At 54.5% G+C, this 12,043-nt stretch carries 6 protein-coding genes; all 6 read right to left on the bottom strand.

Annotation, left to right across the window (positions count from 1 at the left end; all coding sequences use genetic code 11):
• Window positions 1–48: 48 nt before the first annotated feature.
• Entirely contained in the window at window positions 49–1,524 is a 1,476-nt protein-coding gene (locus EDC27_RS02020; RefSeq protein WP_211334741.1) for a CAP domain-containing protein, read from the bottom strand.
• 897 nt (window positions 1,525–2,421) lie between these two features.
• Window positions 2,422–4,128, bottom strand: a complete 1,707-nt coding sequence (locus EDC27_RS02015) for a methyltransferase domain-containing protein (protein ID WP_123288940.1) — start codon at window positions 4,126–4,128, stop codon at window positions 2,422–2,424.
• A 194-nt stretch (window positions 4,129–4,322) separates the two neighbouring features.
• Window positions 4,323–5,369: a GDP-mannose 4,6-dehydratase gene (gene gmd / locus EDC27_RS02010; protein WP_123288939.1), complete on the bottom strand. Its 1,047-nt coding sequence runs from the start codon at window positions 5,367–5,369 to the stop codon at window positions 4,323–4,325.
• Window positions 5,370–5,557: 188 nt separating this feature from the next.
• Window positions 5,558–9,277, bottom strand: coding sequence for a glycosyltransferase (locus EDC27_RS02005; RefSeq protein ID WP_123288938.1), 3,720 nt, complete (start codon window positions 9,275–9,277; stop codon window positions 5,558–5,560).
• Between the two features lie 666 nt (window positions 9,278–9,943).
• Window positions 9,944–11,167, bottom strand: coding sequence for an ABC transporter ATP-binding protein (locus tag EDC27_RS16640; RefSeq protein ID WP_123288937.1), 1,224 nt, complete (start codon window positions 11,165–11,167; stop codon window positions 9,944–9,946).
• A complete protein-coding gene (locus tag EDC27_RS01995) occupies window positions 11,167–12,039 on the bottom strand; it encodes an ABC transporter permease (protein ID WP_211334740.1) in 873 nt (290 codons plus the stop codon). Before EDC27_RS01995 ends, EDC27_RS16640 begins: the two co-directional genes overlap by 1 nt.
• Window positions 12,040–12,043: the final 4 nt, after the last annotated feature.

Below are 12,043 nucleotides of genomic sequence, written 5' to 3'. Positions count from 1 at the left end.
GGTTGACAGCTCCTGAAAACGCCGGGCGCCCAAACACTTCACGCGTCCTTAGGGGCGCCCCCCTAATAAAGCGTCCACCAGGGCCATGGCCTGGGCCACCGTGGCAAGATCATCCGTCACTTCCTGCAACGCTGCCACAGCATATTCCCTTAAGGTTTCCGACCACACCAATTCCATTTGGGCGACGCGGTCGGCAAAATACTGGCCCACATCCACCTTGTTTCGAATGACGGCCCAGTCCGAGCCGTGACCTTCCATGGCCGCATTGATGATATGCCCGATGACCTGCCCAGGACCGACCAATCCGGTCGCCAGGGCATCCGCCCAGTACTGCAAACCCGATGCATCCGGTTCGCGATTCAGAAGGTTGAGGTAAACCTGGCGCACGAAGGCCTTACGGTCGGCATCCGTGGCCGCACCGGGGTCGTTCAGATAGGCATAAAGCGCCTTGGCTTCCTGGGTCAAAGCGAACTCTTCCGCCACTTCGATGGCCGAAAGATATCCGTCGGTCACCAGATTGACCCAGAAAGTACGCCCTTCTGGGTCCGGGCATCGGCCCCAGTAGGCCACATAAAAGGAGGCCACCCATTCGGCGGTGTTGAGCCCGTCTGTACCGGGCCATGGCGGGTTGGACGGCGTTGGACAGACCAATACGTTCGCCTTGCGCCCGAAGTTCTGAGTCCAATAGTGCTCATAGGTGGTTCCCGGCGCATAGGCGTACCCAACCCCGATATCACAAAAGGTCCCGTTGAGTATGTAAGCTCGGTGTCCCGCACTGTTCATCCACGCCTCCATGATGGCTTCCGGTGTCGTAAACCCGGCGGCGATACTTTCGCCATAGGTGTTCCATTTGTAGCCCGCTTCGGTGATGCGATCCCCGGGTGTTGACCCGTCCAGACCTATGTGGCCGAAGTAATCCTGCGTCGCCATGTCGTCGGAATGGCCACGGGCCGCTCGAAAAAGACCATCGTCCCAGTCCAGTTCTTTGAGGCCGTACGCACGGCGTTCCACATTGACCAAGGCGGCCGTCTGCCATTCCATAGAAAGCGGCGTCATGGCGCCGGACAAAACGCTGCCGGACGTGCTGATAGCCAATTCTCTCACGACGTGCACGGTTTCCGTGATCGGTCGAATCTGGAATGTGCGTCCAAAAACCTGAAAGGACCCTGCGATGGATGTTTGGCCGACGGCGAGAATTCCCGACACTTCTTGCGTTTCGGGACTCACGCCGCGCACCAGCAGGCTTCCCAGCAAATCCGGCCCGATGGTTTGGATTTTTAAGGTGAGGGAGAGATCGTCAAAGAGCGGTATCTCGAAGACGTCGCCGGGTTGGCCGTCGGAAAAATCCGCCGCGACGTTCACCAAACGCTGCCGAATCACCACCGTGGGATCGGATACCGGCGCTTGGATTTCCTGACTTACATAAGGTGTCACAACCATCACGGGTTGCTCGGCATGGGCTGCAGCCGCCCAAGGCAGAAGGAGGCTGAGTGCCAGCCACAGCGCTGGAATTCTTTTCTTCATCGAGTTTTCCCTGTTCATGGTTCTTCTCCATGCCTTCCAGGGGTTATTCGCGCAGGGTGTCCGGGCATCGAAATTTCGCTTCCGCTGGGGCGTGCATCGCAGGGAGCTGTTGGTTCGAAAGCCGCATGGACGCACAGCGCATGCATGTTGATGGCACCGGTCCACGAAGCCTGGTACGAGCTGTTTCGCCACGGCCCGGTCCTGGGCGCAACTTTATCCTAAGAGCAAGATTCGGTCCAGCACCGCCACCCAGTAGTCGAAACGTTCGCGATGCCACACACGGTCACGGGCCACGAGGCTCCCTTGCAGACCGCCGGGGTCCTTCACGCGAAACACCACCGCTTTCGGCCCATGGACGGCCGCCTTAAGAAAATGCCTCTCACGCCTTTGGCTGCATTCCGGTAAGGAATTTGAGAGTTTTCACAAGAGAGGCCGTAACGATAGGCGGCCACAGGCTAATCCAGCCGGTGCAAACTACGGGGGCGAGCCCCTCACGCACAGATGCCCACGCATGGCGTTTCTCCATGGCTCAAGAGGATAAAATGTGGCTCTTTCGAACCAGAACAACCGTCAAGGTTTTTTCACGCCGGGCCGATGAGGGCACGAGATGGGAAACGGGCTCGGTCCACGCGGCCACGTGCGCTCCTCACGGGGCGCCGGCAAAGGCAGCGGGTGGAAACACAGTCCTGACATTCGGCCCCAGATCATCGGGCCACAATCTTCTCATCCTGTGAACCGGGAGCTGCTCGGAATGCGGGACTTCCCATTGGATCCATTCACCGGTAACGGGCGTTAGGTGATCATGACTCCATGATCTGAAGAGCGGACAACAGCGTGCCTTGCGCCGTCACCCAACGTTTGATGGGAGCATTCAAAAATAAAGGTCTGACCCCAGGTTCAAGGTTTGTAGCCGATGACGGCGTAGTCCTCTTCGGAAAAGAGCAGCTTTCGGAGCAGCGGCGGAAGGTCTGGCTCGTCCTCGGGATGGCTTCCGGCCGCCCTTGGCGGCCGGACCACGGCCACATCGCAAAAACCTCGGGACTCCAGAAGAAACACCGCCACCGGCGGTGGAATGGGATGCCGATGGGTGGGGTCCAGGTAAAAAGAATAGCAAGAGACCATGAGGTTCTCGGGGTTTGGCGTCTCACAGAGAAGCATTCCTCCAGGAGCCAAGGCCTGGTAGGCGGCGTCCAGGAAACGAATGAGTTGGTCCAGCTCCAGGTGTTCGATGAGCTGAAAAGCCGTGATCGCCCCCACGCAGCCCGGCGCCTGGCCTTGAAGGTGCTGAATGGCATCGGCTTCCACCGCGGTCAGGCCCTTTTCCCGGCAGCGGGCCACCATCAGGGGGTTCATGTCCACCCCGATGGCCTGAATGCCTTCCGATTGAAGGAGTTCCAGCCATTCTCCTCGACCGCACCCAGCATCCACAACGGGAACGGGTACGAGATCCAGCGGAAGGCGGCTTACGTAAGGAAGGTAGAAACGAAGTCGTTCATGGATGCTTTCGGTGGAGCCACGGAAAGCGTCTTCCAGGGACGTGTAAAGGGCGTCCAGAAGAGGGTAAGGTTCCTCGGTCACGGAGTGCCCCGTGTGGGTATTCTGCGAAGGGGTATGCAGCCCAACCCGATCCGCAGTGGGTGTGGCGGCGGGCGACGTTCGGCCGGCGACCGAAGTGCCGTGCCAACGTTGATGATCGGCCAAAGCCGCCCGCACCCGCGCTATCGCTTGGGCCTGGTTGTGCAGATGTCCTGGCAGGTCCTTGGACAGAAGATGATCGACTTGTTCCTGAAGACGCTCCAGGCGCCGAAGCACCTCTTCACGAAACCCATGTAAGCCGGCGTCCAAAGCGTCTAGTTTGCCGTCATGGGCTTGAAGGCGCGGATGCACGACTTCACGCAGATGATCCGCCAACTGCTCATAGTTTTCCAAGCGGCGCTGCACGACTTCACGCAAATGACCTACCAACTGCTCATAACTATTGAAGCGGCGCTGCACGGCCTGAAGCACTTCCACGGGGACTGCGGCCATGGAATGTTGGAAGGCGTCCAGCCGGCGAAAAAGTTTTCCGATGCCGGGAATTTTGCGCCAGACAGCGCCTACTAAAGCCGGCAGCAAACCGCGAAGGCGCACGGCGTGGGAGCGGCCTTCAGGGCTTCGGCGCAGTTTCAACACCACTTCCGCTTTGGTGAGGCGGCCGGAGCACAGAGCGTCCCCGAAATGGGTCGCCCCTTTTAAATCCGGCGGTCTTCCCAAAATGGCTCGATAGGCCTGCTCGATAAAATCCGGTCCCCAAAAGGCATCCAGGTCCTTGTAAAATACCTGACCTCCGGGCGGTGTACACGGTAGGGGCTCAGGACAAGGACGGCCCGCGTTGTCGGCCGCGGGCGACGGCGCAGCGTCGGGTCCAGAGTCGGGTCGAGGCTCTGGTGCAGGGTCTGATGCAGAGTCGGGTCGAGGGCCGGGTTCAGGGCCGGGTTCGGGGTCGGGTTCAGGGTGGAGTCCAAGTTCAAGGGAAGGATGCTTGTCGCCGAGTCGTTCCAGTTCCTCGCGAACGCGCTTGACCAAAGTGTCCAAGTCGATTTCCGCGATGTGGGTTTCGAGCACCGATGTTGCCTCCCTGATTGAAATGAGGTGTTTCGGACTCCCGGAAGGGCCGTCCATTCGGTTGTGCGATGCCGAGAAATGGCTCGGCAGGAGCCGTCGGGTCCGCGTTGCGGTTCGTGCGAAGCGGAGGCCCGAAGGACTCGGTTACGGGGAAGTGTGTAGGAAGCATTGTGGGGCCGTCCCAAGAAACAGTCTTAGAATCGCAAGGCCTGCAAGACGCCGCGGGCCGCGCGCTCCAGATCGGCGCGCATCATATGTTCCACGAGCTGGTCAAAGGTCATTTCGGGTCTCCAGCCCAGAACCCTCTTGGCCTTGGACGCGTCGCCGCAGAGCCGATCCACTTCCGCCGGACGATAATAAGCCGGGTTTACGCGAATCACAGTTTTTCCTGTGCGGCGATCTCGTCCTCGCGTTTGAGCTCCCTCGCCTTCCCACTGCAGGTCAAAGCCGGCGCATTGTGCCGCCTTTTCGCAAAATTCTCGAACGGAATGCATTTCCCCGGTGGCCAACACATAGTCATCGCCATGGGGCTGCTGCAGCATGAGGTGCATGCCGCGCACATAGTCCCCGGCAAATCCCCAATCCCTATAGGCGTCCAGATTACCCAGTTCCAGCACATCCTGCTGGCCATGGCGGATTTTGGCCAAAGAGGCCGTGATCTTACGCGTGACGAATTCGCGACCGCGCAGCGGGGATTCATGATTGAACAGAATGCCGCAGGTCGCGTGCAGGCCGTGCGCTTCTCGGTAATTGATCGTCATGTAATGGGCGTAGACTTTCGCCACAGCGTAGGGGCTTCGCGGGTAAAAGGGGGTGTTCTCGTTTTGGGGCATGGCGCGCACCTTGCCGAACATTTCCGACGTGGACGCTTGGTAGAACCGAATGCCAGAGTCCACCGTGCGGATGGCTTCCAGAAGGTAGCACACGCCGATGGCGTTAACCTGGCTGGTGTAGACGGATTGTTCAAAGGAGACCCCGACGAAGCTCTGGGCGGCCAAATTGTAGATTTCCGAGGGTTGAACCCTTTGGACCACGCGAACAATGTTGGTTAATTCCAGAAGGTCCATGGGAAGCATTTCGACGCGATCCAGGATGCCCAGTTCTTCCAGTCGCCACATGTTGGAAGAGGCGGTGCGTCGAAAAGTTCCAACGACGTGGTAGCCATGATCCAAAAGGTATTTGGCGAGGTAAGCTGCATCTTGGCCTGTAATTCCTGTAATGAGGGCCTTTCGTTGGGCCATGGAATCCTCCTCACGGGGACAATCGAATTGATCCAGCTAAATTTGACACCGGGGCATGCTATGAAGCGGTTCTGGGCAAGTCAAGCGCAATTGCCGCCTGTTACGGCCCTTGGGAACCAAGACCTAAATTTGCAACATTGGGTCCGCGATGCTCTTGGCTTGTCCGGTCCGCATCAAGAGCAACGACATCATTGCTGAAGCTTAGGACCGCCGGCGCAGTGGCAAACCCCACGAGCTGCACCGGCGCGCGTAAAAGCCGTCTGATACAATGCAACGAGCATATTGTAAAACCGAGGACTTAGAACTGAATATCTATGCATTGACCTCCATCTCTCTGCGGATTTAAGAATATCGAGTGCAAATGAATCTTCATTAAGCAGGTAATGCCAAAATAATTGGATACCCTCAGCGATCTCTTGCGGCGTGAAGCCCGGGAGGCGAAAGGTTACCTCCTTCACATCGTCAAAAATACTCAAAGGCGTGACGGCAACAGGTCTCCCGCTGGCCAATCCATGTCGGACGGCTCCACTTGCTGACTCTCCGGTGTTTTGATAAGGAAATACGATCAAATCCGCTTCACTAAGCCTGGAAAGGCTCGACGAATCTTCAAGATATTGTGTGCAGATGGATACGATGCCATCCAAGTTCTTCGTGCTGATGAGCTCCTTAGCTTGTTCGATACATCGTTTCGATTCCGGGACCGGGTATTCGGCATTAATCATACGGAGTTCTACAGGCAGGCCTTGATCACGAAGGATAGCAACAGATTCGATCAATTCATGAAGCCCTTTATGAGGCAAGAAAAAGCCATAGGATGCCAAAATAAGTTTTTCCTCATTGGCAAGCTTTTCCTTGGCCGGTGGCACATAGTCAATAACACCGTGAGGAAACAATGCGACGTTATCGACCAAGCCGAGAGATTTCAGGCGGTTCATGTCGTTCACGCTATGTACCAGTAAACGATGGCAACGGGAAAGTGCTGGGACCATCAACTCGATTTTTTTATGCGGTTCATGCACCGGGTCTGTGGTTGAATGTAGCTCGACAACAACAACTCGGCCAAGCTCAATTTGGTCAATCAAAAACTCGGATAGGGTGTCAAGCCTAAAAAAACCGTAGTTGAATTGTATGACAAGTGTGTCAATATCTAACTGATCAACAGCGACACGAAGATTATCCAAGGGATCAGACTCACCGACGGACCAGCATCGATGAACATTGTCTTGGTCATGCGCGGTTGACACGTCAGAATGGGCCGCCAATACGGTCACACGGCTTGGCATGTTCCTAATGAGATGCTCGGAATATGCGGCAATGCCGCAACGGGTGTTCCACGTCGTCACCCAACCTATTCGCGGCGTGGGTGTGTCTTTCACACATGCCCATGAGCGTGCAGACTCCACCAAGCGTTTGGCCACATCCACCCAACGGAATTTCTCTAGAAGTAATCGACGACCCGAAACACTTCGGGCTTTCCGTTGGGCCTCCGGCATTTCATATATCTCGCGCATAACACCGGCCAAATGTTCGATGTCCGGATTAGCCCAAACCGAGCTAAACAAATGAAAATGGCTTTTGGCCCATTCAAACCGATAATCAACGAGCCATGCGGTCTCCTTGTTGCAGAACTCTAGTTGACCACCCCACCCTGTTGTGATTACCGGCAGGCCGGAAATCATGGCCTCGGCCATGGGTAGTCCAAAACCCTCCGCACGGCTGGGCATCACGAGTGCATGACACTGCTCATAAAGTGCCTTAAGTTGGGCTTCTGTGTAGTCTCCTTCAAGGATAAGAACATCCGGGAAATCAGGTCTTTCATCGCGGGCCTCCTTCAGCCAGCGATGGATTTTGTTGTGGGGGTTCGGGAATGTTTTAATGATCAGGGTAACGTCATCATGAATGGTGAATGCGCGTCCATACGCTTGAAGAAGGGAATCAACACCTTTTCGAGGAAAACAGGACGATACGTGCAAGAAGCGAAACTTTTTGGCTTGAACAACAAGTCTCTTATCTGGCTCGATGCGTTCCCAATGATCCACGCCGATTCCGGTGACCACAACCGGCACCGTGACACCATTGTCAACCATGACCTTTTTAACATGCTCGGACATTACGGTCATACCCTGCAAACTTTGATTGAACAACTGGACCCATTCTTGCGGAAACCCTGACTCCTCCCAACCATAAGAATGAAGCAGATTCAAGCGACATTTCATGTCGGCGACGCGTGGAGGATACAGGTTGCGACTCGTTACATCCGCCGTGTCCTGTGGCAGCGATGTAGAACGAGCGTACATCTCGGCTAGGTCAGGGTTTTGTGACAAGAACTGCTCATTGGCAGGAAAATCTCCGGGTCCTTCGGTTGAATGCAATACAACGGTATGGCCCAGGCTTTCAAGGGCGCGTGCCGTTTCCCGATTCACCAGTGCCAAGCTATAGCTGCTATCGAAAGGGCCTTCAATGCGCCATACGGTTTGTTTCGGTAGCGGCTTTGACCGTAAATAGCTTTCTATTTGTTGTTCGCATCGTGCCATACATTCCGCTAACCGGCATAATTCCTCTTCGGACGGATGGCGCCCCGATGTGAGTAACATTGCAATTTCATCAATCAGCCTCTGCTGATTCGTGATGAAATTGTGGTATGTGGCTGCCCACGACTGTCTAAGTCGTCGAATGTCTTGTTTACCCGAGTCATGGAAGTTTTCCCATGCCAGCCAAGCTCTTTGGGCGCATTGCTCCCAGTTGAATTTGTTGGCCTGCTCCAGGGCGTGGCGTTCGAGGTCATGGCGAAAGGCGTCGTCGGTGAGCACCTGCCGGATCTTTTGGGCGATGGCATGCACGTCGAAAGGGTCAAAGAGCGCATCCTGCCGCCCCACCACTTCCGGCAGGCTGGAGGTGTTGCTGGCGATGACCGCCTTGCCGCATTCCATCGCTTCCAGGACCGGCAAACCAAAGCCTTCGTGCCAAGAGGGAAAGACAAAAACTTTGCAGAGATTCAGCAATAGATTGATTTCTTCATCGGGCAGCCAAGGAAGAATAACCACATCCTTTCCCGGCTTTAAGCCGGCTTTCCGCACATGCTGTTCGAACACCGTCTGGTGTCCCGTGAGTACCCCGGCCAAGGCCAACTGGTGGCCCTGACGTAACGATTCGGGAAGCTGTGCCCAGGCCTTGATGAGGCGCGGGTGGTTTTTCCGCTCATCCGAGGCGCTGAAATAGAATGCGAAGGGTCGGTGAAGCCCAAGCCTTTCCCGCAGCGCCCTTTCCTCATGGGGTTGAACGGTCACGGGTTTGAAGTTCCCGGCGCTGGCCGTACCGATATGGACCACATGCGCCGAATCGAAGCCCAAGTGCGCCACGGCCTCCTGACCGGCGTATGCCGAAATGCCGAAAAGTCGGTCGGCCCGTTTGAGGTGATCGATCTTGCGCAGGTAATAGGCACGGTACGCCGGCTTGGGGTCGAGATAATGTTTACCGTTTGTCAAGGGAATAAGATCATACAGCGTCACGCTGACCGGCGTGTGGTGGTCGAAGGTCTTGATGCTGGTGACACCGTCATCCACAAAGCCCTCGAAGAGGCTGGACACGTGAATGACATCCGGCTGCAGCGCGGCCAGAAAGGCCTCGCGGATTTTTTCGGCCACTTCGCGGCGGGTGTGGTTGTCCGGCTCGCACTCGCGCACCGGGCCGGGCGCCTCCCAGACGCGGATGTTCTCTTGCGGCAGCAGGCCGTCGAAGGCGGCGCGCAGGGGCTCGATGGTGTCGGGAAAGAGGCCGCTCAAGGCCAGAACCACCTCATGTTCACCGCGGTTGCGCACCACGGCCTGGGCAAAGGATAGGGTATAGCGTCCGATGCCGCGGAATCGGCTCTCTGTCTGTGAGCCCTGCATGTCTATCACGATGCGCATCCGTAATGTTCACCCTCTGTGTTGATATTCTTCATGAAGTCAAACCGGCTCGTGTGTGTCGCCTCGTTTCCAAAAACCACTAGCAGGATGAGCTTTTATTATGCTCAACAGCTACTTTCAGCTTTTCATAAATCTGCCTAGCTCTGGGACTGAGATTGTGCACAGAATCCGAGTCATTGTATGTTGGCATGTCCGACCCCGAATCCATGTTTGTCTGAGCCGCTCCATCCAAAAAAATTTTTCTGTTGACGGCAAAATTGTAAAGTTTCCAGTAAATCCATGGAAACCGAACGAGCTGCCGATGAAGGAATTGTCGTAATCCCGGACGATTCAAAACGAACTTTATTGCTCCACTAAGAATCCATTTAAATGGGTAAGTTGTGATGTGCCATATGTTATGAACGCAATGAAGACAGAATTGTTTTAACATGATTAGTCCACCAAGGTCGCGTCTCTAGCAATGGTTATTATCCAAGACCGGGTGTGATAGAGGGCATGCACGGTGTATTCTAAGGCGGTGCCTCTTGATTCCAAATTGTCTTTGATGTTCTTTAGTGACTTCTTGATATCCGCGGTGACGTTTTTCAAATGCTCTGTCAAAGTCTTTATCCAGGCCCATATACGACTCGATGATTTAAACCATGACCATATTATAAAGGGTTCACATCAATTTAATATGCACCAGTTAGGCACGACCTGAAGATTGCAGCTTCCAATGGAATAGGGACCGTTGTCAGGGACGACCTGAAACACCAGCGCCCTGTCCCACCAATCGTAGTTGCCGGCAACGTGACTGTCCTTTTTATGAAGCGCGACGGTCAGGCTATAACTGCCTGTTCCAAGCTGAAGTCGAGGGAAATAAAAATCAACACATACCATTCTGCCAGGTTCAAGTCCTTTCATTTCTATGCCATGGTGCCAGGTATTTGTGCCAAAAATATCGTTTCCAAGACGATCCCTTATCAAAATGCCCACAGTAAGATCATCAACCAATACACGAGACACACATTGGATGCGGATGGTTACAGCCTCACCACTTTGTACAGCTCTTGTGGGCAACCCATCCTGAAGCATTTCCACGGACGAGATGGAGACATGCGTGTTGCCGGAGCGAGTTGATTTTCTACCTCTTTGTGTCTCGGTCTGCATGATTTTTTGATGTTCTTCGTGCTTGACAATAATGGCATTATAGTAGTCGAGTGTGGCTTCTGGTGTATCATCTTTTATGATAAGACCGTTATCTATAAGTAACGCACGGTTACAAAGGGTTTTAACGGCCCCGGGGTCGTGAGACACAAAAAGAAGGGTTGTTCCAGCATCTCGAAACTGTCGAATGCGATTAAAACTTTTATGCTGAAAAGCGGCATCCCCCACACTGAGGGCCTCATCGACGATCAGAATATGCGGTCTCATGGCCGTGGCGACAGAGAAGGCCAGGCGCACCTGCATGCCGCTGGAATAAACCCGTACCGGCTGATCAAAGTAATCGCCGATGTCGGCAAAGTGTTCGATTTCTTCGATCTTGGCGTCAAGTTCCTTCTTACTGAGCCCCCGAAGCTGACCGGACGTGTAGACATTTTCGCGACCCGTAAAATCTGGATGAAAACCCGTGCCGAGCTCGAGAAGGGCAGACACGCGCCCCCCCAGGTCCACAAAACCTGTGGTGGGTTTGACGACCCCTGCGATGATCTTGAGCAAGGTGGACTTTCCTGCGCCGTTTAAACCGATAATGCCGACAGACTCGCCGGGTTCGACGTCAAAACTTACGTGGCGAAGCACCCATCTCAGGTCGTGATGCACGCCGAGCCCGAGCCATTCCAGCAATCTGCCATGTTTCGACCTGTAACGCTTGTAAGCCTTGCCCAAATTCCTGACCCTGATGTAACCCATCACAGTTCATCCACAATTTCGCCGTGAAGCCTCCAGAAAGAAAACATTCCAAGGAAAACCACAATGAGAGACAGCACACAAGGGTAAATCAGCGTCCTCCAGATAGGGTAAGCGCCTTCAACAAAAATTCGATGCATCGCATTAATGACAGGCCAGATGGGATTCACCGCAAGGAAAGACTTTGCAATCTGGGGAAGACTCATGTCAAAGTAAACAATCGGTGTCAGCCAGAACCAAAACTGAAGAACGATCCCCATGGTCTGTTCCACGTCTCGGTAGAAAACGTTGATGACGCCGAGAAACACTCCGAGCCCAACGGTTAAAGCGATTAAAACGGCGAGGGGCGGAACACAACCTATGATGACCACTCCTGGGAACTCTCCGGTAAGGAGTAAAAAGCCTACAAATATAGCCATAATAATGGCAAAATCCACAAGGCTTGAAAAGATCGCCACGAGAGGAAGACATAACTTTGGAAAATGGATTTTCTTCAGAAGATGCGCGTTGTGGACAAAGATGCCAATGGAGCGGTTGAGAAGGTTAGAAAAGAGGCTCCACGTCAGAAGGCCCGAACACAGATAGATACTGTAAGCAAACTTAGAAGCTTTGCCGGGAAGGGACGGCTTCATAAGTTCTGAAAAGATCAGCGTATAAATCAAGATCATGGCAAGCGGCTGAAGCACGAGCCATAAAATGCCCAGGCGCGCGTTCACAAATCGAGAGTGAAATTCCCGCTTGACGCTGGAAATCACGAAACCCCTAAAGGCCCACACATCCTTGAGCATCCCTAGGGATATGATGCCTCCTGCGGCGGGCTTTAAGGCCTTGTCGGAGATGGAGTTTTTGTCCATCGGCGCCTGATAAGGTTCCATCAAA

This window comes from Desulfosoma caldarium, from assembly GCF_003751385.1.
In the GTDB taxonomy this organism is placed as follows: Bacteria; Desulfobacterota; Syntrophobacteria; order Syntrophobacterales; family DSM-9756; genus Desulfosoma; species Desulfosoma caldarium.
The sequence above is the reverse complement of the archived record's forward strand: the minus strand, read 5'-3'. Positions and strand labels throughout refer to the sequence as shown.